The organism is Curtobacterium sp. Curtsp22 (assembly GCF_059492135.1).
This window is the reverse complement of the sequence record NZ_CP168519.1, coordinates 2,283,137-2,302,636: the sequence shown is the minus strand read 5'-3', so window position 1 is coordinate 2,302,636 and position 19,500 is coordinate 2,283,137. Positions and strand designations below refer to the sequence as shown.

The following is a 19,500-nucleotide window of genomic DNA, read 5'->3' as shown; positions in this document are numbered from 1 at the left end:
AGAGCCTAACCGGCGTCGCGACCGCCCGTGGTGCTGTCGGCGCTCGTGGCCGCGTCGGCGCGCTGGGCCTGGAGGCGCGGCTCGTCCCCGCCGTCCACGTCGCCGCCCCGGCGGGTCGGCCGGGCGGCGGCGCCGCGCTCACGGGCGGCACCCGACGCGAGTCCCGCCGCGATGATGAACACGAAGACCACCAGGAGCGCACCGAGCAGCCCCACCTGCTCGCCGAGGAACCCGATGAGCGGCGGTCCCGCGAGGAACGCCACGTACCCGATCGTCGCCACGGCGCTGACCCGGGCGGCGGCGGTCCGGGGGTCGTCGGCCGCGGCGGACATGCCCATCGGGAAGCCGAGGCTCGCCCCGAGACCCCAGAGCACGACGCCGACGATCGCGAGCGGCACGTTGTCGATGAAGATGAGCATGCCGAGGCCGACGACCGCGACGGCGGCGCTGATGCGGAGGATCGGCACCCGCCCGAACCGGTCGATGAGCGGACTGCCGGCCACCCGGCCGACGGTCATGGCGGCGAGGAACACCGTGAGGACGGCGGCGCCCGCGGCGTTGTCGAGGCCGTGCCCGTCGATCATGGCCAGTGGCAGCCAGTCGTTCGCCGAGCCCTCGGCCAGGGCCATGCCGAGCACGATCACGCCGATGAGCAGGGTCGACGGCTGGGCCCAGACCTGCCAGCGGCTGACCGGCGTCGGCACCGGGCTGGTGTCGGTGGCGACGTGCTCCTCGAAGCGGTGCTCGTCCTGGAAGCGCGTGACGGCGACGAGCATCGCGGCACTCGTGACGACGACGAGGACGATGAAGTGCCACGCGACCGGGACCTCGAGCGCCTCGGCGAGGGCTCCGAGGCCGGCACCGGCGAGCGTGCCGAGGCTGAACGCGGCGTGGAACAGCGGCATGATCGTTCGGCCGCCGGCCTTCTCCGCCGCGGCGCCGGACACGTTCATCGACACGTCGCACAGGCCGTTGCCGAACCCGAACGCGATGAGCGCGATCCAGATGGCGGCGAAGCCCCACCCGAGGCTCACCGCCAGCCCGGCGAAGACCATCCCGAGGGCCAGGCACGCTGCGGCCACCTGGACGCCCCGGCGAGCCCCGAGCTTCGCGACGATGTGCCCGGCGAAGGTCAGGCCGCCGATCGAGCCGACCGCCATGCCGAGCACGAGCAGGCCCATCTCGAAGGTGCTCGCTCCGAGGGAGTCGCGGACGCTCGGGATCCGGCCGAGCCAGGTCGCGATGTCGAGGCCGGACAGGGTGAACACGACGAACACCGCGGTGATCCAGGCCCGTGTCGAGGGTGTGGTGCGGGCGGACGTCGTCGTCATGGTGGTCCCATCGTGCTTCGCTGCTGTGCTGCCGTGCGTGTCGCGGCTCGGTCGAATCGATTCGACCGCTGTTTCCGGCTACGCTAACGGGCGATGGACGAACCGGCAACAGGACCCGGCGCGTCGCGGACGGAGCACCACCGCGAGGACGCCGCCGATGCCCCGCGCGCCGGTGCGGTCCCGGCCGGGCCCGTCCCGGTCCGCCCCCGACGTCCGACCCTCACCGCGGTGGCCCGCGCTGCCGGGGTCGCGCCCTCGACGGCCTCGCTCGCGTTCAGCGGCAGCGGCCCGGTCTCCGAGGACGCCAAGGCCCGCGTGCTCGCCGCCGCCGCCGAGCTCGGTTACGGCGGCCCGGACCCGCGTGCCCGTTCGCTGCGCCGCGGTCGCTCCGGCGTCATCGGCGTCGTCATGGACGAACGGCTGAGCGATGCCTTCCGCGACCCGGTGAACGTCCTGACGCTCGACGGCATCGCCGAGGTGGCCGGTGCCGCCGGTGCTTCGCTGCTGCTCGTCCGGAGCCCCCTCGACGACGAACAGGGCGCCGTCCCCCTCGTCGACGCCCCCATGGACGCCGTCGTCCTCGTCGGGTGCAACGTGCGGATCGACCCCGCGGTCGCCGTGCTCCGGCGCCGGCAGATCCCCGTCGTCGCGATCGAGGCGGACGACATCGAGGGTGCGGTGCCGATCCAGCTCGACAACCGCGAGGCCTCCCGCCGCGCGGCAGCATTCCTGCGCGACCTCGGGCACGAGGCGGTCACCGTCGTGTCGCTGCCGCTCGACGGTGCGCACCGCCGCGGGCCGATCGACACCGAGCGCGAGGCCGCCGGTATCGCCTTCACGTCCCTCGAACGCCTGCGCGGGGTCCGTGGGGTCTACCCCGACTCGGTCGCGATCGAGGCTGCCGGCAGCTCGGTCGAGGAAGGCCGGATCGCCGGCACCGCGCTCTTCGCGGTCGACGGACCACGGCCGACCGCGGTCATCGCGCAGAGCGACGTCCTCGCCGTCGGGGTGATCTCGGCCGCCCTCGACGCCGGACTCCGTGTGCCCGAGGACGTCAGCGTCGTCGGGTTCGACGGCATCACCGTGGACGACAGCCTGTTCCACCGCACGCGCATCCGGCAGCTGACCACGCTCGTGCAGCCGTTCGTGCAGAAGGGGCAGGCGGCGGCCCGTGCTGCCCTGGCGATGCTCGAGGGGGCCGAGCCGCAGCCGGCGGCGTTCCGATCGGAGCTCCGCATCGGTGACACGACGGGGCCGCCGCAGGCGTAGGTGCCCGGCGGCCAGCGTCGGGTCGGTGCACCCGCACGGGCCGGCGTCACCCGAGCCGTCGGGTGGGCCAGCGGGCGAGGTCGTCCTCCCAGACGGACGGGTCGCGGGGCGGAGCCACCTCGTCGAGGATCTCGAGCTCGGTGATCCGTTCGATGCGGAAGCCGCGGACCGCATCGCGGAGCCGACACCACCCCGCCAGCAGCCACGAGTCGCCGGCTCGGAGCAGGCCCATCGTCTCGACCTCCCGCACGGTGCTGGTGGCCCGGTCCGGCTGGCCGTCGGCGTCCTCGCCGAGGTACCGGAGCCGCATGACGCGGCGGGCCGCGATGGCGTCCGACAGCATCCCGAGCGGGACGGGCTCCGTGTCCGACGGCGCGACGGCGTCGATCACGCGGATCATGCCGAGCGTCTCGAGCACCGGCGCGCGGTGCTCGTCGAGCATGACCGCGTGGATCTTCGCCGACGCGCGGAGCGCCGCCGCCTGGTACGGCGACGACTCCAGCAGGCCGAGCCCGGCCAGCACGGCGAGGGACTCGGCCGCGGTGAGGTTGAGCGGCGGGAGCGAGTACTCGCGCAGGATCGAGTACCCGCCCGCGGCACCGTGGTCCGCGTAGAGCGGCACCCCGGCGGCCTGGAGCGCGGCCACGTCGCGCTCGATCGTCCGTGGCGACACCTCGAAGTGGGCGGCGAGCCGAGCGGCGGACCACGGCCGTCGCACCCCGCGGAGCAGGTCGACGAGAGCGTAGTGCCGCTCGGCTCGCTTCATGGTCCGATCCTCACAGATGCCGGTGTCGACCGGGCGGCTCAGCTCCGCATGCTCCGCTGGCCACCCGCCGACCAGACCCGCCGTACGCGTCCCGCGTCGTCGAAGTCGAAGACGTCGACGCCGCCCACGTGGACGTCGCCGGCCTCCATGTCCCAGATCAGCCGCCCGTGGTCGCCGTCGAGTGCGTCACCGATGCTGGTGAAGACCGCGTCGGGGTGCTGCCCGTGCCACCAGTCGAGGTACTCCGCGAAGTCGTCGGCGCTCCGGATGTCGTCGGCCGGGGTGGATCCGTCGGGTTCGGTCACGGCGAACCGGATGCGGAAGTCCTCTGCGCAGAGCTGTCGGGCGAGTTCCCCGTCGGAGTTCCACATCACCAGCCACTGGTCGAGGGCGGTGCGGGCCTGGACGTCATGCGTGTCGTTGTCGGTCATGCACCCACCCTCGGACGGCTCCGCGACAACGGTGTGTCGGTGTTCCCCGCCGGACTACGCTCCTGTCGAGGGGTTCGACCACGGGCCTCGTGATCGAGTGGGGGCTCCGCGTGTTCTTGACCTTCCTGGTCCCGGTCGTGCTCGTGCTGGTCGTCGTGATGATCGTGCTCGCAGCGCGGGGGTCGATGCAGAAGAGCCCGCTCCAGGAGCAACAGGACGCCGAGGCGCGAGCCCGTCGCGCTGCCAAGCGTGCAGCTCGCGAAGCAGCCCGTGAAGCCGACCGTGACTGACGGCCGGAGGCTCGTGACGACGGGGGTCGTCGTCCTCGGGATCGGCTTCGTCGCGACGGCCATCGGGTCGGTCTGGGTGATCCTCAGTCCGATCGGAGGCGGCGTGAACTTCGGCGCTGCGGCGGTGTACCTCGGCGGGATGCTGTGCGGCGTCGTGGGCCTCGTCCTGGGCATCGCCGGACTGTCCGCCCTCCGGCGGGCACGTGGTCGGAGCCGCTGAGGGGACGCGTCAGTCCTGCGCCGTCGGTCGGACGACGACCTCGCCGACGTCCACCCCGGCCGGCTGCGCGATCGCGTACGCCACCGCGGCCGCGACGGCGTCGGCGGGCATCGCGATCGCGTCACGACGAGCCTCGAGCGCCGCGCGCTGCTCGGGGTCGTCGGTCTTGGTGACCCCCTCGGTCGCGGTGAACCCCGGCGAGACGACGGTCACGCGCAGCCCCGGACCTGCCTCCTGGCGCAGTGCCTCGCTGAGCACCCGCACCGCCGTCTTCGTCGCCGCGTAGACCCCCTGTGCGGGGACGATGCGGTGCGCCGAGGTCGACGCCGTGTGCACGAAGTGCCCCGACTCCTGCTCGCGGAACACCGGGAGGGCCGAAGCGATCCCGTTGAGCACGCCGACCAGGTTCACGTCGACCATCTGCTGCCACCCGTCGACGTCGAGGGCGTCGAACGGCGAGACGGCCATGCTGCCAGCGTTCTGGTGCAGCACGTCGAGGCGACCGAAGTGCGACCGCGCCGACGCGACCAACGCGTGCAGCGCCTCCCGGCTGCGCACGTCGGTCTCGACCGCGATCGCTTCGCCACCCGCGCCCGTGATCTGCGCGACGACGGACGTCAGCCGTTCCGCGCGACGCGCGGCCAGGACGACCTTCGCGCCGCGCGCCGCGAGGTGCAGCGCCGTCGCCTCGCCGATCCCGCTCGACGCGCCCGTGATCGCGACGACCTTCCCTGCGATGCCGTCCATGTGCATGCCTCCTGTAGTCTGAACCGGACACCCGTCCGATTCATCGAGGAGGCTAGCGGACACATGTCCGTTTCGCAATCGCCCCGTCGCGCCGACGCCGAGCGCAACCGCGCTCGCCTCGTCGACGTCGCGCGCGACGCGCTGCGCTCCGACGCCGCCACGACGATGCAGTCGCTGGCCCGACTCGCGGGGGTCGGCCAGGGGACGCTCTACCGGCACTTCCCCACCCGGGAGGCGCTGCTCGCCGAGGTCTACCGCGCCGACTTCCAGGGACTGGTCGCCTCGGCGTGGGCGCTGGCCGCCCGACCGTCGCAGGACGGCGCGCTCCGCTCGTGGCTCGACGAGCTCGCCGCCTTCGGGTACCAGAAGCACGCGCTGGCGGACGTGCTCGACGCTGCGACCCGGCAGCAGCTGCACGACGAGCAGTACGACGAGATCAGCAGTGCGATCGGCGCGCTGCTGCAGGCCGGCGCTCGGGACGGGGTACTCCGACCCGACGTCGAGCCGGCGGACCTCCTGGCGCTCGTCGCGTTCCTCTGGCGGCTCGGGGCGTCGGCCGCAGATCGGGTGCCGCACCTGCTCGACCTGGTCGTCGAAGGGCTGCGTTCCACGGCGTCCGGTGGACGGTGACGCGCGGGATGCGCGACCGCGGTTCCCGGCTCGTGACGCGGAACGTCGCCGTCGGTCTGGTCCTCGCGATGTCTGCGGCAGTCCTGATCGGCGATGCGCTCGGCGGATCGGCTGTGCCTGCCGTACCCGATGCACCCGCAGCCCGGGCGGCCGTCACGTCCGGAGCTCCCCGGCTGGTGGTCACCAAGGTCACCGCGAGCAGCACCACCACGTCGACACGCGCGCACTGGTCGCTCCGGGCCTGGGACGGGAACTCGGGCGCACGTCTGGCGGGTCCGATGTCGGGGGCGGCCGTCGCGATCTGGGGCGAGGACCTCGGAGCGCCACCGTCCGAGGCGCTCCTGCGCTGGAGCGCCCCACACGTGCTCGCGATGATCGAGACCGCCGGCTCGTAGGCCGGTTGCAGGTCGGCGCGCGGGCACGTGCTCGCGCCCGGACATCGAGCTGCCGGCCGGCACCGTGACTCAGCGTCGCTGCGTGCGCCGCAGCGTCTCCGACGGCAACTCGCCGAACCGCTGGGCGTACGCCGCAGCGAACCGGCTGACGTGGAGGAACCCCCAGCGAGCCGCGACCTCGCTCACGGAGACGCGCTGGGGTCCGACGGCGAGGAGGTCTTCGCGTGCCCGTTCCAGCCGGAGGCGCCGGAGGTAGGCCGTCGGCGTGGTGTCCAGCGCTCGGCGGAAGCCCTCCTGGAGGCTCCGGACGCTCGTGAACACGGCGGACGCCAGGTCGGCCACCGTCCACGGCCGCGCAGGGTCGTCGCGGAGCAGCTCGACGGCTCGCGACACGGATCGCGAACCGGCTCCGCCTCGCGGCGAGTCGAGCGCTGCCGAGTGGTTGTGCGGCTGTCCGAGCAGCAGGCTGTGGAGGAACACCTGCTCGAGGCTGCGGACCGCGAGCGGATGCCTGAGCGGACCTCGCGCTTGCCGTGATCCCTCGTCCACGAGTCGGAGTGCCTGCGACACGGCTCGACCGCCCGTGGTCTCGAGGTCGAAGGCAGCGTCGAACTCGACGGGTTCGGACACCGGCGCGTCCAGCAACAGCTCGAGCTCGGTCTGCAGGTCGCGGCGGGGGATCATGACCGAGACCTGCGCGAACCAGTCGCCGCAGTCGAGATCGACCGGTCGGCCGGGCATGAACACCCCGGCGGTCTGTGCGGTGCCGCGCACCGGTGCGCTCCCGGCTGCGCGCGCGGTCATCCGCGAACGCACCGGGATGTCGAGGTGGTAGTCGACCGGCTCCGTCGTGCGGATCTGGACGGCCTCGCGGAAGTGCATGTACCCGAACGTGATCCGTCCGAGCGTGAGCGCGTTGAGGTGCATGCGGACGTCGGGAGATCCGTCCGTGGGGGCGATGTCCATCGGGAGGAAGACCTCGCTGAGCACCGCTGCGGCCTCGTCCGCGGTCGTGCTGGCTGCGACCGGGTGCGATGCGAACATCTCCGCTGGCGCCCCGGTCATGGCGCGACTCTACCGGGCAGGATCCGGTCGCTCGTGCGCGGTTCCGCGTTCATCGACGGTGACACCGCGTCCAGTGGATGGCGTCGGCTGACCGGGCTGCCTACCGTCGATCCCGCCGGTGCAGTGCGCCGGTGCGGGAGCGGTGGCCTTTCCCTTCGGGTGGGGAAGGCCACCGTGACGCCGGTTCGAGGGCAGGAGCGTGGCGCATGGATCGACGTGGAGAGGACGTGGTCGAGCACGTGGAGGTGTTCGTCCTGACCCGGACCGCCGAGCGGATGTTCGTACGGTGCGACTGCTCGGTGGGTGCCGACCATCCCTTCGAGCGACCGTCTGGCACTCGTCCACACGACGAGCGTCCCGACAGCTGACCGGATCGCGAGGTGCTCGTGAGAGAGTCGCTGCATGACGTGGACCGGGGCCGCCGACGCACAACGCTACGGACGGACGCTGCTCGAAGGGGAACGGGTCCGGTTCCGCGCGCTCGACGACGCAGATCTCCCCGACTTGGTCCGCTGGTGGCGTGAGCCGGAGTGGGCCGTGTTGCAGCAGCTCATCGTTCGCCCGAGACCGGAAGAGACGGTCGTCGACGTGTTCCGGGGCTGGAGCAGGAGCGAAGGCAGCGGAGAGGTGGGGTTCAGCGTCGTCGACCGCACCTCGGGCGAGCTCGTCGGGCACGTGACGCTCTTCGGCGCGACGCTCCCGGTCCGAGCCGCGACGTTGGCCGTCATGATCGGCAGTGAGCACGTCGGACGCGGGTACGGGACCGACGCGGTCCGTCTCCTGACGGCGTACGGGTTCCGTGAGATGGGGTTGAACCGCATCGAGATCCGGGTCCACACGTTCAACGACCGGGCGCGAGCGGTGTACGGCAAGCTCGGCTACCAAGAGGAGGGAGTGCGCCGCGACGCCACCTTCCACGACGGCCGTTTCCACGACGAGGTGATCATGTCGGCACTCGCCCGCGAGTGGGTCGCTCGTTCGGGTGCCGTGCCTCCGTCGTCTAGCGGACGGCTACCGTAGCAGTTCGATCGCGGCTTCGGTCCCCGCTGTCCGCAGCGTCCAGTGCGGGCGGACGAAGTCGTCCCGGTTGAGCCGGACCCGGACCTCGTCGACGACTTCGTCGTCGCGGGTCTGGGCGCGAGTCACACCGTTCTCCAGGTAACCGAGCTTCTTCGAGACCTGCAGCGACGGGTGGTTCCACGCCGCCGCGCTCGATTCCGCCCATTCGGCACCGAGATGGTCGAACGCGAACAGCAGGAGCGCAGCCCGCATCTCCGTGCCTAATCCGAGGCCCTGATGAGGCCGCGCGAGCCAAGAGCCACTCTCGACGGTCTTCCGCGCCGCGAAGCGACGGCCGTGGAGCTCTTGCACGCCGATGGGTGTGCCGTGGTGGAGCACCGTGAAGCTCACGCCCCACGCGGTGCTGGTCACCCCCGACCGGAGCTTCCAGTGGTACTGCGCGAGTGAACGAGCCAGGGCGTCCGGTTCGGCGTCCGTCCACGGGACACCGAACGGCATGCGAGCGGGATCGTGCACGCCGGACAGGGCTGCGTCGACGAGGCCCGGGAGGTCGTCATCGCGCAGCGGCCGGAGCTCCAGCCGCGGAGTGGTGAGCCGCAATCCGAACAGCGGCCAGATTCGCTCGAGGTCCATCGGCCCACGATACGAGTCGCCGACGGCAGGTTACGGACTCCCTCGACGCATCCCGAGCCCCACCACCGCCACGAGGTTCACCGCACTCCCCACGAGGAACCCCGTCGTCCCCCCGGCCACCCCCGCGACCGGCCCGAGCACCGCCATGAGCACCGCCCCGACGACGAACCCGGCCACCGACGCCAGCGCCACCTGCCGCGACCGCCCCGCCGCCAGCAACAGCGCCGCCGGCACGAGCCCGACGGTGAACACCCACACTCCGACCATCAGGTACCGCAGGTCCGCCACGGCCGCAGCGCCCTCGGCCGGGTAGACGATCGGCAGGAACCACCCGGCGAGCAGCGCCACGAGGCCGAACACCACGGCGGTGCCGGCAGCGAAGCCGACCACCAACAGGACGGCCCCGCGGGACCGGAGCGACCCGCCGTCCGTCCGGTGGGCGAACGCCGGCACGAGCACCTGCCCCAGCGCCTGCCCGAGCATCGACGCGGGGGTCGCCAGGGTGAACGCGGCCGCGTAGACGCCGGCGTCGTGGGCGGAGACGGTGACCTGCGCAGAGATCATCGTCAGCTGGAGCAACCCGTTCGAGGTCACCACCGCGAGCACGTTCCACCCCGCGAACCCGAGCACCCCGCCGACGGGTTCGCGAGCAGCAGGCCCGAACCCGTTGCCCCGCGGCCAGCAGGCGACGGCGAAGACGGTGTACCCGATCGCGAGCGGCAGCAGCACGAACGGCTCGAGCCGGGCGACGCAGGCGAGCACGAGCAGCCCGAGCGCGAGCACGCTCGTCACGCCGTCCCACAGTGCGACCTTCGGAGCACGGCCGTACCCGAGCTGCGCTCCGCGGGCGTAGCAGTACAGCCCGTAGCCGACGACGACCGCGACCCCGCCGAGCACCGTGCCCGGGCCGTTGCCCCATGCGAGGGCGATCGGCACGGTGACGGCGGCGAGCACCAGGGTCGAGACGAGCATCGACAGCCCGAGCAGCCGGTTGACCGCGGCGTCGGAGTGCCGTCCGCGCAGCGCGATCGCCAGGTACCGCGATGCCGTGTTGCCGGCGGCGTTCGGCCAGAGCAGGGCGACGAAGACGGAGAGCGACAGGAGCGCGGTGGTCTGCCCGAGGGTCTCGGTGCCGAACACCCGGCCGACGACGACGGTCACGAGCAGCTTCGCGACGCCCTGCACCCCGATGCCGACGGTGGCGAGCGCGGCCGACGACGCGACGGACGAGGCCGCGGCCGGAGCGGGAGCCGGACGCACGCTCACCGCGCCAACGCCTGTTCGACCCATCCACGCCGGTGCGCCCGCATCCCGAGCGTCACCGCCCGCACCCCGATGTACCCGAGCGCGAACGCGGCCCACAGCCCCGCGAGGGTCCCACCCGCCCACCAGAGCAGGGGCAGGTACACCACGAGGTTCACCCCACCCGCGATCGCCAGGTACCGCGCGTCCCCGGCGCCGATCAGCACCCCGTCGAGCACGAACACGTAGCCCGCGACCGGCATCCCCACGGCGATGAGCACGAGGACGACGGGCAGCGCGCCACGCACGGCGGACGAGTCGGAGAACACCGGCCCGAGCACCCCGCTCACGGCGAGGGTCAGCACCCCGAGCAGCACACCGCCGGCGATCCCGAGCAGGACGAGCCGCCGCGTCACCAGCCGCACCCGCGCCGGGTCCCGTGCCCCGAGCCCGTGTCCGACGAGTGCCTGCCCGGCGATCGCCAGGGCGTCGAGCGCGAACGCCAGGGTGGAGAACACGGTCAACCCGACCTGAGTGGTCGCGAGCCCGGTCGTCCCGAGCCCCGCTGCGGCGCCGACCGTCGCGAGCATCGCCACACGCAGCGAGGCCGTCCGCAGGAACAGCCAGGCACCGGACCGGAGCGCCCGCGCGACACCCGAGGCGCCCGGCCGCAGCGGTGCCCCCGAGGCCCGCGCCGCGCGGACCGCGATCCGGACGTAGACGATCGCCATCGCCCACTGCACGATGACGGTGCCGGCGGCCGACCCCTCGACACCCCAGCCGGCGCCGTAGATGAGGACGGCGTTGAGCAGCCCGTTCGCGACGAACCCGACGGTGGCGACGACGAGCGGCGTCCTCGTGTCCTGCAGTCCGCGGAGCAACCCGGTCGAGGCGGTGACGACCAGGATCCCGGGCAGCCCGACGAGCGACACCGTCAGGTAGGCGGTCGCCGCCGCCGACACGTCGGCCGACGCGCCGAACAGGTCGACCAGCGGTCCGGCGAGCGGCCAGCCCACGAGCGCGAGGACCACGCCCAGCACGAGCGCGAGCCACATCCCGTCGATGCCGGCGTGCACGGCCCCGCGTCGGTCGCCTCCGCCGAGCGCGCGGGCCACGGCCGGGGTCGTCGAGTACGCGAGGAAGACGAGCAGCCCCGTGACGGTCTGCAGGACGGCGCCGGCGAGGCCGACGGCAGCGAGGGGCGTTGCACCGAGGTGCCCGACGAGCGCGGTGTCGGTCAGCAGGAACAGCGGCTCGACGACGAGCGCACCGAGCGCCGGCACCGCGAGGCGGACGATGTCGCGGTCGACCGCGCGCCGCTCGGTGGTCACTGCGGGTCGCGTCGGTCCGGGCACCGACCCATTCTGGCGGCGATGCGGACCACGCGTGGTGCGCGCACGCCCGGACCGGTGACGGGTCGGACGGGAGGCGCGGGTCGGCGCCGACCCGCGCCTCCCGTCCGGCGGGTGCTCGCGTCAGTCGGCGCGCGGTTCGGCGGGGACCCCGCCGGTGGCGGCGTGGGCCGCGTCCGGAACCTCGGGCGTCGCCTCGTCGGTCCCGCGGGCACGGCCCACGAGGTCCATCACGTGGTAGACCACGATCGCCGCGACCGTGCCGAGGATGATCCCGCCGAAGCTCGCCTGACCGAACGAGAACGTGAAGTCGGCGATGCCGATGATGAGTGCGATGCCCGCGGTCAGCTGGTTCTTCGGCTTCGCGAAGTCGACACGGTTCTCGACCCAGATCCGGATGCCGATGACGCCGATGAGCCCGTAGAGCGCGGTGGTCGCTCCGCCGAGGACCCCCGGCGGGACGGACGAGATGACGGCGCCCACCTTGGGGGAGAGGCCGAGCAGGACGGCCACGATCGCGGCCACCCAGTACGCCGCGGTCGAGAAGACCCGGGTGGCGGCCATCACGCCGATGTTCTCGCCGTAGGTGGTCGTCGCCGAGCCACCGCCGACGCCCGCGAGGACGGTGGAGATGCCGTCGGCGAAGAGTGCTCGCCCGGTGAGCGGGGTGAGGTCACGACCGGTGAGCTGTCCGACGCCCTTCACGTGGCCGACGTTCTCGGCGATGAGCGCGAGGACGACCGGCACGAACGCCAGGTAGATCGCGAGCTGCGACGGGTCGAACGCCGGCGCGGTGAACTCGGGCAGACCGATCCAGGCGGCCTTGCCGACGGCGTCGAACGAGACCTCGCCGGCGATCAGTGCCGCCAGGTACCCGACGACCACGCCGATGACGATCGACAGGCGCCCGATGAGCCCCTTGAAGAGCACGGTCACGAGGATGATCGCGGCGAGGGTGATCACCGCGACGACCGGGGCCTTCGTGAAGTTGTCGCGGGCGGCCGGAGCGAGGTTGAAGCCGATGAGGGCCACGATCGCGCCGGAGACCACGGGCGGCATGAGGCGGTCGATCCACCCGGCGCCAGCCAGGTGCACCACGGCGCCGACGGCCGCGAGGAGCACCCCGACGACGATGATCCCGGACAGCGCCAGCGGGATGCCGCCGATCTTCGTCGCGGCTGCGATCGGGGCGATGAAGGCGAAGGACGACCCGAGGTAGCTCGGCAGCCGGTTGCCGGTGATGAGCAGGAACAGGATCGTGCCGATGCCGCTGAAGAGCAGCGTCGTCGCCGGCGGGAAACCGGTGAGCAACGGCACGAGGAAGGTCGCGCCGAACATCGCCACGACGTGCTGCACGCCGAGGCCGATCGTCCGGCCCCAGGTGAGGCGCTCGTCCGGCGCGACGATCGTCGTCGCGGAGACGGTCGCGCCGTCCCCGTGCAGCTTCCACGGAAGTCCCATGCGACGACCGTACCGGCAGCCGTCCACAGGTGACGGCACCCGTCCTGCTCGATCAGGGCGACGGTGGCTATCGTTGACCGCATGACCGACGTCGCAAGCACCTCCGGGATCCACACCGACGAGCTGGACGCCACGGTCCGCCCGCAGGACGACCTGTACCGCCACGTGAACGGCTCGTGGATCGCATCGACGCCGATCCCCGACGACAAGGCACGGTACGGCTCGTTCACGGTGCTGGCCGAGGCCGCCGAGATCGCCGTGCGGGACATCATCGAGCGCTCCCAGCAGGCCGCGCCCGGCACCGAGGACCGCAAGGTCGGCGACCTCTTCACCTCCTTCACCGACGAGGACCGGCTCGAGGCCCTGGGCACCGCGCCGATCGAGCCCCTGCTCGCCGAGATCGCCGCCGTCGACTCGGTCGACGACGTCATCCGCATGGTCGGGCGCTTCGAGCGCCTCGGCCTGCCGAGCTTCCTGCAGCTCTTCGTCGACAACGACCCGGGCGACCCGGAGTCCTACGTGGTCTTCCTCGAACAGTCCGGCCTCGGGCTGCCCGACGAGTCGTACTACCGCGAGGACCGCTTCGCCGACATCCGCACGAAGTACCGCGAGTTCGTCGCCGCGATGTTCCCGCTCGCCGGGTTCGAGGACGGCGGCGACCGCACCGAGCACGTCATCGCTCTTGAGACCGCTCTGGCGTCGAAGCACTGGGACAACGTCACCACCCGCGACAGCCAGAAGACCTACAACAAGCTGCCGTGGGCCGAGGTCGCGGCGCTCGCCGACGGCATCGACCTCCGCCTCTGGTGGGAAGCGATCGACGCGCCGGCCGGCGCCTTCGAGACCGTCGTCGTCCGCGAACCGTCGTTCGTGACCGGTCTGGCGGAGCTGCTCCGCGACCAGCCGTTGGACGTCTGGAAGGACTGGCTGCGCTGGCAGGTGATCCGCGCCTCCGCGGCCTACCTGACGAGTGCGTTCTCGGCGACGAACTTCTCGTTCTACGGCACCGCGCTCACCGGTGCGCCCAAGCAGCGCGAGCGCTGGAAGCGCGGGGTCTCGCTGGTCGAGGGTGCCATGGGCGAGGCGGTCGGCCGCATCTACGTGCAGGAGCACTTCGACGAGACCTCGAAGGCGACGATGGACGACCTCGTCGCGAACCTGGTCGAGGCCTACCGGCAGAGCATCACCGCCCTCGACTGGATGACCGACGAGACGCGTGCGCGGGCCCTCGACAAGCTCGACAAGTTCACGCCGAAGATCGGGTACCCGGTCAAGTGGCGGGACTACTCCGCGCTGCCGGTGTCCGCCGACGACCTCATCGGCAACGTCCGTGCCGTTGCGAGCTTCCAGGTCGACCGCGAGCTCGGCAAGATCGGCAAGCCGATCGACCGCGACGAGTGGTTCATGACCCCGCAGACGATCAACGCGTACTACAACCCCGGGTTCAACGAGATCGTGTTCCCGGCGGCGATCCTGCAGTTCCCGTTCTTCGAGGCCGGGCGTGACGCCGCCGCGAACTACGGCGCGATCGGTGCCGTCATCGGGCACGAGATCGGGCACGGCTTCGACGACCAGGGCTCCCAGTACGACGGCGATGGCCGACTCGAGAACTGGTGGACCGAGGCGGACCGCACCGCGTTCGAGGAGCGCACGAAGGCCCTCATCGCGCAGTACGACGCGCTCGTCCCGACCGAGGTCCCGGACGGCCACGTCAACGGTGCCCTGACGATCGGCGAGAACATCGGCGACCTCGGCGGGCTCTCGATCGCGTGGAAGGCGTACCTGCTGTCCCTCGACGGGCAGGAGCCGCCGGTGATCGACGGCCTCACCGGTGCCGAGCGCTTCTTCCTCAGCTGGGCGCAGGCCTGGCGGATGGCGATCCGTCCAGAGGAAGCCGCCCGTCTCCTGAGCATCGACCCGCACTCGCCGACCGAGTTCCGCTGCAACCAGGTGGTCCGCAACATCGACGTCTACTACGACACCTTCGGCGTGACCGAGCGGGACGCGATGTACCTCGACCCGGCCGAGCGCGTCTCGATCTGGTGATGGCCGAGCCGGACGCGGCTCCGTCGTCGGAGCCGGGAGCGGCTCGCCGGTCGCGGCGACGGCAGCATGCCGGCGGGGCCGACGGACGTGCGCGCGGGCGGCACCGTGGTGGTGCCGACGACCGGTTCGCGGCGACGCTGCAGGCGCTCGGCACCATCGCCCGGGACGGCGCCTCCGTCAGCGCCTCGGTGATCGACACCTCGACGGGCAAGGCCTTGCTGGCCGTGGACGACACGCTCGTCCAACCGGTGGCGAGCCTCGGCCGCGTGCTGCTCCTCGTCGAGGTCGCGGCGCGGCTCGAGGACGGCGGGCTGCACGGCGACCGGTTGCAGCGCATGGCGCGCGACACCGCGACCGGTGCCGGGCTCTGGCAGTTCCTGCAGGAGCCGACCATGCAGGTGTCCGACCTGGCGACCCTCGTCGGTGCCGGTGCGGACGCCTGGGCGATGAACGCGCTGCTCTCGACCGTCGGGATCGACGCCGTCCGCGAGCGCGCCGAGTCGCTCGGGATCGAACGGACCGCCCTCATCGACCGGGTGCGGGACCGTCGCGGGCCGGACGACGCTCCGGACGCCTCGGTCGCGCCGACGGGCGAGCTCGCCTGGCTCATGCGGGGCCTGGCACTCGGCGAGGTCGTCGACGAGGCGGTGTCGAACCGGGTGCTCGGATGGCTGTCCCTCGCGTCCGACCTCAGCCTCGTCGCGGGGTCGTTCGGGCTGGACCCGCTCGCGCACCGGGCACTGGACCACGGGTTGCAGGTCGTCTCGGCGACCGGGTCGAGCACGGGCGTGCGGGCCGAGGCCGGCATCCTGCGCGGGCCCGGGTCGTCGGTGAGCTACGCCGTCACGGTGACGTTCGACGACGACTCGCTGCAGCGGCGGCTGGCGGTCATCGACGCCCTGCGGACGATGGGCACCGAGGTGCTCGAGACGGTGCACGAGCCCGCGGCCCGCTGAGCGTACCCTCACGCTCGTGACCGAGTACCTGATCTCCTTCGACGAGGGCACGATGGTGTTCCCCGTGGCCGATCTCCAGGCCGTCTCCGACGCGACGCACCCGGTGCTGCGCGACGCGAAGGCCGCCGGCGTGTGGGTGTTCGGCGGGGGACTCCTCCCACCCGACACCGGCGCCCTGGTCGACACCGACGGCACCGTGCACGACCCGGCCGTCCGCCCCGGCAAGGACACCTTCATCGGGGGTTTCTGCATCCTCGACGTCCCGACGCGCGACGACGCCCTGGTGTGGGCTGCCCGGTTCGCAGCGGCCTGCCGGTGCGCGCAGGAGGTCCGCGCGTTCATGGACGACCCCGAGTCCTGAGCGACTCCGGTCAGCGGAGCAGGACGAACGAGCGGAGCGGTGCCGACGCGACGTCGTGCACCTCGACGAAGCCCCGCGACTCGTAGAACGCCCGCTGCCCCGGTTCGGCATCGGTCGTCAGCACGGTCTGGCGCACGTGTGCGTACCGCTCGAGGAGGCCGTCGAGCAGGGCCCCGCCGATGCCTGCCCGGTGGTGCTCGGGTGCGACGAGGACGTCCTGCACGTACACGATCGTCACGCCGTCGGACACGGTCCGGACCAGCCCGACGAGCGAGCCCGTCGCGTCCCGGGCGGTCAGCACGAGGTGCGACCCGAGGACCGCGGCGACGAGGGTCTCCGGGTCCCGCGTGTACGCCGTCCACCCGACGTCGCGGTACAGCGCCAGGAGTTCGTCCCCGGCCGGTCGTTCCTCCGCGATCACCACCACGGTCCCATCGTGGCAGACGTCAGTCGGCGGCCTGCCCCGCGGGGACGAAGGCCTGCACGTCGAGCTCCGTCACGTCCTCCGACCGGCACGCGGCGAACGCGGTGTACGGGACGAACAGGGACTCCTTCGACCCGGGCGGGTACACCCGGAAGCCGTCGGGCGACGTGGGGTCGCACGTCGACTCCGGGTAGTTCTCCGAGTTCGTGACCTTGAGCGGCGCCACTGCCTCCTGCCCGGACGCCAGCGTGACGGTCGGGTGGGGTGCCGCCCGGTCGAGCGTCGCCGCGTTGCCGATCTGCGTGCCGTTCGTGTCGCCGACGAACGACACCCCCGGCCAGCCCTGCAGCGTGCAGGTCGACGACCCGGTGTTCCGCAGGACGAGGTGGACGTACGTGCTCCCGGCAGCGCCACCGCTGCCGGCCTCGATGCTCCCGGCGAGCGAGGACGTCGCGCACGCCGAGGACCCAGCGCCCGAGGACCCTGCACCCGAGGAACCACCGGACGATCCGCCCGACGCGCTCGGCGACGACGCCGAGCCGGACGACGCGGACGACGGCGTCGGTGCCGACGTCGGTGTCGCCGTGACGGTCTCCGTCGTCGTGGCCGACGGGGTCGTGGCGCCGCCCGACGAGCAGCCGGCGAGCAGACCGACGGCGACGATGCCGACGGCGACGAGCAGTGGGGAACCAGCGCGACGTTGCATGAGCCAACGCAACCACCGCCCCGGGGTACACGACTCGGGTGGCGCCCAGCCGCCCCGAGGACACTCCAGGGCACGCGCCAGCGCACGAGCAACGGAGGTCGACATGGCAGGCAAGCACGAACAGGCACGCGGCGACGAGGGCAGGTCGGACGGCGTCGAGCCCCGTGCCGGCTCCTTCACGGACAGCGAGATCCCGGGCGAGCTCCCCGTGGCGTCGAACGAGCCCGCGGGCGAGTTCGTCTCGAGCGACATCCCCGGCGAGACCCGTCCCGAGGGCGGCGACGGCGAGGGCGAGTACGTCGAGTCGGACATCCCCGGCGAGGCCGAGCCCACCCCGGACGGCGAGGTCGGGCACTACACCGACCGCGACCAGGTCTGACCTAGTCGACCAGCTCCGCCGCCACGAGGCGGCGGAGCGTCTCGACGCCCGCCGGCGGGCACCGATCCGCGTCCGCGGAGGTGACCCACTCGACCTCGTCCACCTCTGCCGAGGCGACCGGCGTGGCGGAGTCGAGCGCGCCTCCTGGACGGACCAGGAACAGCGCCATCGCGACCATCGTGCCCGGGGCCTGCCCGTGTGCCGGCTCGGTGACGGTGCCGAACGGCTCGACGTCGTCGGCGGTCAGCCGCAGGCCGGTCTCCTCGAAGGCTTCGCGGACGACGGCCTCGACGTCGCTCTCGTGCGGCTCCGCCTTGCCCCCGGGGAGGTACAGGACGTCGCGCATCCGCGCGCGCACCATGAGCACGCGGCGGTCGCGCACCAGCAGCAGCGCACTGACGCGCAGGGTCGCGGGGTGGCCCTGGAGGCTCAGCTCGCGTCCGCCTCGTCGGTGCGGTCGCGGTCGATCCGCTCGGGCGCGGTGCGCTCCGCGAGCGGCACCACCGGCGACGGCAGCTCCGCCTCGGGCTCGGGGCGGACACCGAAGAGGGCGTCGAGCGCCCCGACGAACTCCTCGCCGCGACCGGCGCGACCGAGTTCGCGAGCGCGCACCGAGGGACGGTGGAGCAGGACGCCGACGAGGTGCCGCAGGGCACGCTCGGTCTGCTCGGCCGAGGCGTCGTCGCCGTCCGCCCGACGCTTCGCGCGGTCGATCTCGTCGTCGAGGATGTCGAAGACGTGCTTGCGGAAGGCCACGAGCGCGGGCGTCGTCGACTGCTCGAGGGCCTGGGCGCGGAAGCGGGACACGGCGTCCTCGACCATCGCGCGGGCCTCGGACTCGGCGTTCAGCTCGGCGATCGGGGCGTGGATGCTGATGGTCTCGAGGTCGAGCAGTTCGACGCCGTCGACGTCGGCCGCGTCGGGGTCCACGTTGCGGGGGAGTCCGAGGTCGATGACGATGCGCCGGACGCCGTCGTCGAGGTCGGCTGGTTCGACGACCGGGACCTCGCTCGAGGTGCAGGTGATCACCACGTCGCTCGAACCGATGGCCTGGCGGAGGTCGTGCGCGGCGACGAGGTCGTGCTTGGCGGCGAACCACGGCGCCCGGCCGGAGGGTGAGAAGACCTGGATGGTGTCGGCGCCGCGGTCGCGCAGGGCGGCGATGGTCGTCGCGGCGTAGCTGCCGGTGCCGATCAGGAGCACCCGGGTCCGGCCCCAGTCGGTCACGCGGGAGGACGCGAGCTCGAGGCCGAGCCGCACGAGCGACCGGCCGGCGGCGCCGATGCGGGTGCGGGTCTTGACGCCGCGGGAGGTGTGCGCGGCTTCCTGGAAGAGCCGCTCGAGGTCCGAGGTGGTGGTGCCGTTCGAGCGGGCGTCCTCGAGCGAGCGGCGGACCTGCCCGGAGATCTCGGTCTCGCCGACGACGACGGACTCGAGGCCGCTCGAGACGGCGAAGAGGTGCTGCACGACGTCCTTGCCGCCGAGCACGTTGACGGACCGGAGGACCTCGGCGGGGTCGAGGTCGCTCGCGGTGGCGACGGCGTCGACGGTGGCCGAGACGGCGGAGTCGCGGTCGTCGCCGGCGATGTCGAGGTAGGCCTCGAAGCGGTTGCACGTGGCGAGGACGACGGCCCCGTCCAGCACGTCGGAGTCCGTCACGAGACGGCTCGCGGCGGTCGGTGCGCCGATGCTCAGTCGCTCCAGGAGATCGAAGCTGGCGTTGCGATGCGACGCCGTGAGACAGATGAGCACGTCTTCCATGGTAACTCGCGTTGC

Annotated in this window: 23 protein-coding genes; 10 read left to right on the top strand and 13 right to left on the bottom strand. The window is 72.5% G+C overall.

Annotated elements, in window-relative coordinates; genetic code table 11:
• Positions 1-5 precede the first annotated feature (5 nt).
• The gene (locus ACEN8D_RS11090; RefSeq protein WP_495601011.1) at positions 6-1,331 is read right to left on the bottom strand and encodes an MFS transporter; all 1,326 of its coding nucleotides are present in this window, start codon (positions 1,329-1,331) and stop codon (positions 6-8) included.
• A gap of 93 nt (positions 1,332-1,424) precedes the next feature.
• Here ACEN8D_RS11090 and ACEN8D_RS11085 point away from each other — a divergent pair, with 93 nt between their 5' ends.
• A complete protein-coding gene (locus tag ACEN8D_RS11085) occupies positions 1,425-2,600 on the top strand; it encodes a LacI family DNA-binding transcriptional regulator (protein ID WP_495601010.1) in 1,176 nt (391 codons plus the stop codon).
• Positions 2,601-2,646: 46 nt separating this feature from the next.
• Here ACEN8D_RS11085 and ACEN8D_RS11080 read toward each other — a convergent pair whose 3' ends face one another.
• The gene (locus tag ACEN8D_RS11080) at positions 2,647-3,366 is read right to left on the bottom strand and encodes a helix-turn-helix transcriptional regulator (protein WP_413399931.1); all 720 of its coding nucleotides are present in this window, start codon (positions 3,364-3,366) and stop codon (positions 2,647-2,649) included.
• A 38-nt stretch (positions 3,367-3,404) separates the two neighbouring features.
• On the bottom strand, positions 3,405-3,797 hold the full coding sequence (locus ACEN8D_RS11075; RefSeq protein WP_413399932.1) for a nuclear transport factor 2 family protein: 393 nt from the start codon (positions 3,795-3,797) through the stop codon (positions 3,405-3,407).
• Between the two features lie 110 nt (positions 3,798-3,907).
• Here ACEN8D_RS11075 and ACEN8D_RS11070 point away from each other — a divergent pair, with 110 nt between their 5' ends.
• The gene (locus ACEN8D_RS11070) at positions 3,908-4,087 is read left to right on the top strand and encodes a hypothetical protein (protein ID WP_071302226.1); all 180 of its coding nucleotides are present in this window, start codon (positions 3,908-3,910) and stop codon (positions 4,085-4,087) included.
• Positions 4,080-4,307 (top strand): hypothetical protein, encoded by a 228-nt coding sequence (locus ACEN8D_RS11065; protein WP_413399933.1) that lies wholly within the window; start codon positions 4,080-4,082, stop codon positions 4,305-4,307. The genes ACEN8D_RS11070 and ACEN8D_RS11065 overlap by 8 nt, the downstream gene beginning before the upstream one ends.
• Before the next feature lie 9 nt (positions 4,308-4,316).
• Here ACEN8D_RS11065 and ACEN8D_RS11060 read toward each other — a convergent pair whose 3' ends face one another.
• The gene (locus ACEN8D_RS11060; protein WP_413461688.1) at positions 4,317-5,054 is read right to left on the bottom strand and encodes an SDR family oxidoreductase; all 738 of its coding nucleotides are present in this window, start codon (positions 5,052-5,054) and stop codon (positions 4,317-4,319) included.
• Between the two features lie 63 nt (positions 5,055-5,117).
• Between ACEN8D_RS11060 and ACEN8D_RS11055 the strand changes: the two genes are divergently transcribed.
• Both ACEN8D_RS11055 and ACEN8D_RS11050 read left to right on the top strand, forming a co-directional pair.
• Positions 5,118-5,684, top strand: a complete 567-nt coding sequence (locus tag ACEN8D_RS11055) for a TetR/AcrR family transcriptional regulator (protein ID WP_413399632.1) — start codon at positions 5,118-5,120, stop codon at positions 5,682-5,684.
• 8 nt (positions 5,685-5,692) lie between these two features.
• Positions 5,693-6,079, top strand: coding sequence for a hypothetical protein (locus ACEN8D_RS11050; RefSeq protein ID WP_413399633.1), 387 nt, complete (start codon positions 5,693-5,695; stop codon positions 6,077-6,079).
• 69 nt (positions 6,080-6,148) lie between these two features.
• Here the strand turns inward: ACEN8D_RS11050 and ACEN8D_RS11045 are convergent, their stop codons facing one another.
• Complete coding sequence (locus ACEN8D_RS11045; RefSeq protein WP_413399634.1) at positions 6,149-7,144, bottom strand: AraC family transcriptional regulator; 996 nt, start codon at positions 7,142-7,144, stop codon at positions 6,149-6,151.
• A 402-nt stretch (positions 7,145-7,546) separates the two neighbouring features.
• Between ACEN8D_RS11045 and ACEN8D_RS11040 the strand changes: the two genes are divergently transcribed.
• Positions 7,547-8,164, top strand: coding sequence for a GNAT family N-acetyltransferase (locus ACEN8D_RS11040; RefSeq protein WP_413399635.1), 618 nt, complete (start codon positions 7,547-7,549; stop codon positions 8,162-8,164).
• Here the strand turns inward: ACEN8D_RS11040 and ACEN8D_RS11035 are convergent.
• The 4 genes from ACEN8D_RS11035 to ACEN8D_RS11020 form a co-directional block, all read right to left on the bottom strand.
• Positions 8,156-8,797: a GNAT family N-acetyltransferase gene (locus tag ACEN8D_RS11035; RefSeq protein ID WP_495601009.1), complete on the bottom strand. Its 642-nt coding sequence runs from the start codon at positions 8,795-8,797 to the stop codon at positions 8,156-8,158. The two genes, ACEN8D_RS11040 and ACEN8D_RS11035, sit on opposite strands and share 9 nt — an antisense overlap.
• Positions 8,798-8,827: 30 nt before the next feature.
• Positions 8,828-10,063 (bottom strand): lipopolysaccharide biosynthesis protein, encoded by a 1,236-nt coding sequence (locus ACEN8D_RS11030; protein WP_495601008.1) that lies wholly within the window; start codon positions 10,061-10,063, stop codon positions 8,828-8,830.
• Complete coding sequence (locus ACEN8D_RS11025) at positions 10,060-11,370, bottom strand: MATE family efflux transporter (RefSeq protein WP_413461879.1); 1,311 nt, start codon at positions 11,368-11,370, stop codon at positions 10,060-10,062. Before ACEN8D_RS11025 ends, ACEN8D_RS11030 begins: the two co-directional genes overlap by 4 nt.
• Positions 11,371-11,514: 144 nt before the next feature.
• Positions 11,515-12,852 carry a uracil-xanthine permease family protein gene (locus ACEN8D_RS11020; protein ID WP_413461475.1) on the bottom strand — a complete coding sequence of 446 codons (1,338 nt, stop codon included), beginning with the start codon at positions 12,850-12,852 and terminating at the stop codon, positions 11,515-11,517.
• A gap of 81 nt (positions 12,853-12,933) precedes the next feature.
• Between ACEN8D_RS11020 and ACEN8D_RS11015 the strand changes: the two genes are divergently transcribed.
• From ACEN8D_RS11015 to ACEN8D_RS11005, 3 genes are read left to right on the top strand one after another with little or no spacing between them, the layout of a single operon-like run.
• Entirely contained in the window at positions 12,934-14,898 is a 1,965-nt protein-coding gene (locus ACEN8D_RS11015; protein ID WP_413399831.1) for a M13 family metallopeptidase, read from the top strand.
• Positions 14,898-15,854: a serine hydrolase gene (locus ACEN8D_RS11010; protein ID WP_413461474.1), complete on the top strand. Its 957-nt coding sequence runs from the start codon at positions 14,898-14,900 to the stop codon at positions 15,852-15,854. Before ACEN8D_RS11015 ends, ACEN8D_RS11010 begins: the two co-directional genes overlap by 1 nt.
• Positions 15,855-15,870: 16 nt before the next feature.
• Entirely contained in the window at positions 15,871-16,215 is a 345-nt protein-coding gene (locus tag ACEN8D_RS11005; RefSeq protein WP_413398824.1) for a YciI family protein, read from the top strand.
• Between the two features lie 10 nt (positions 16,216-16,225).
• On the opposite strand, the gene ACEN8D_RS11000 is transcribed toward ACEN8D_RS11005, so the two are convergent.
• Positions 16,226-16,642, bottom strand: a complete 417-nt coding sequence (locus ACEN8D_RS11000) for a GNAT family N-acetyltransferase (protein ID WP_309777804.1) — start codon at positions 16,640-16,642, stop codon at positions 16,226-16,228.
• A gap of 19 nt (positions 16,643-16,661) precedes the next feature.
• Positions 16,662-17,345 (bottom strand): DUF4232 domain-containing protein, encoded by a 684-nt coding sequence (locus tag ACEN8D_RS10995; RefSeq protein WP_413398823.1) that lies wholly within the window; start codon positions 17,343-17,345, stop codon positions 16,662-16,664.
• Between the two features lie 103 nt (positions 17,346-17,448).
• On the opposite strand from ACEN8D_RS10995, the gene ACEN8D_RS10990 reads away from it, so the two are divergent.
• Positions 17,449-17,724, top strand: a complete 276-nt coding sequence (locus ACEN8D_RS10990) for a hypothetical protein (RefSeq protein WP_413398822.1) — start codon at positions 17,449-17,451, stop codon at positions 17,722-17,724.
• Position 17,725: 1 nt separating this feature from the next.
• On the opposite strand, the gene ACEN8D_RS10985 is transcribed toward ACEN8D_RS10990, so the two are convergent.
• Together ACEN8D_RS10985 and ACEN8D_RS10980 are read right to left on the bottom strand one after the other, a co-directional pair.
• Entirely contained in the window at positions 17,726-18,130 is a 405-nt protein-coding gene (locus tag ACEN8D_RS10985; protein WP_413398825.1) for an NUDIX hydrolase, read from the bottom strand.
• A 23-nt stretch (positions 18,131-18,153) separates the two neighbouring features.
• Positions 18,154-19,476 carry a glutamyl-tRNA reductase gene (locus ACEN8D_RS10980; RefSeq protein WP_071294366.1) on the bottom strand — a complete coding sequence of 441 codons (1,323 nt, stop codon included), beginning with the start codon at positions 19,474-19,476 and terminating at the stop codon, positions 18,154-18,156.
• Positions 19,477-19,500 lie beyond the last annotated feature (24 nt).

Bases quoted from the DNA above. Each gene is read 5' to 3' on its own strand.
- ACEN8D_RS11090 (WP_495601011.1), bottom strand. From the start codon at position 1,331: ATGACGACGACGTCCGCCCGCACCACACCCTCGACACGGGCCTGGATC.
- ACEN8D_RS11085 (WP_495601010.1), top strand. From the start codon at position 1,425: ATGGACGAACCGGCAACAGGACCCGGCGCGTCGCGGACGGAGCACCAC.
- ACEN8D_RS11080 (WP_413399931.1), bottom strand. From the start codon at position 3,366: ATGAAGCGAGCCGAGCGGCACTACGCTCTCGTCGACCTGCTCCGCGGG.
- ACEN8D_RS11075 (WP_413399932.1), bottom strand. From the start codon at position 3,797: ATGACCGACAACGACACGCATGACGTCCAGGCCCGCACCGCCCTCGAC.
- ACEN8D_RS11060 (WP_413461688.1), bottom strand. From the start codon at position 5,054: ATGGACGGCATCGCAGGGAAGGTCGTCGCGATCACGGGCGCGTCGAGC.
- ACEN8D_RS11055 (WP_413399632.1), top strand. From the start codon at position 5,118: ATGTCCGTTTCGCAATCGCCCCGTCGCGCCGACGCCGAGCGCAACCGC.
- ACEN8D_RS11050 (WP_413399633.1), top strand. From the start codon at position 5,693: ATGCGCGACCGCGGTTCCCGGCTCGTGACGCGGAACGTCGCCGTCGGT.
- ACEN8D_RS11045 (WP_413399634.1), bottom strand. From the start codon at position 7,144: ATGACCGGGGCGCCAGCGGAGATGTTCGCATCGCACCCGGTCGCAGCC.
- ACEN8D_RS11040 (WP_413399635.1), top strand. From the start codon at position 7,547: ATGACGTGGACCGGGGCCGCCGACGCACAACGCTACGGACGGACGCTG.
- ACEN8D_RS11035 (WP_495601009.1), bottom strand. From the start codon at position 8,797: ATGGACCTCGAGCGAATCTGGCCGCTGTTCGGATTGCGGCTCACCACT.
- ACEN8D_RS11020 (WP_413461475.1), bottom strand. From the start codon at position 12,852: ATGGGACTTCCGTGGAAGCTGCACGGGGACGGCGCGACCGTCTCCGCG.
- ACEN8D_RS11015 (WP_413399831.1), top strand. From the start codon at position 12,934: ATGACCGACGTCGCAAGCACCTCCGGGATCCACACCGACGAGCTGGAC.
- ACEN8D_RS11010 (WP_413461474.1), top strand. From the start codon at position 14,898: ATGGCCGAGCCGGACGCGGCTCCGTCGTCGGAGCCGGGAGCGGCTCGC.
- ACEN8D_RS10995 (WP_413398823.1), bottom strand. From the start codon at position 17,345: ATGCAACGTCGCGCTGGTTCCCCACTGCTCGTCGCCGTCGGCATCGTC.
- ACEN8D_RS10990 (WP_413398822.1), top strand. From the start codon at position 17,449: ATGGCAGGCAAGCACGAACAGGCACGCGGCGACGAGGGCAGGTCGGAC.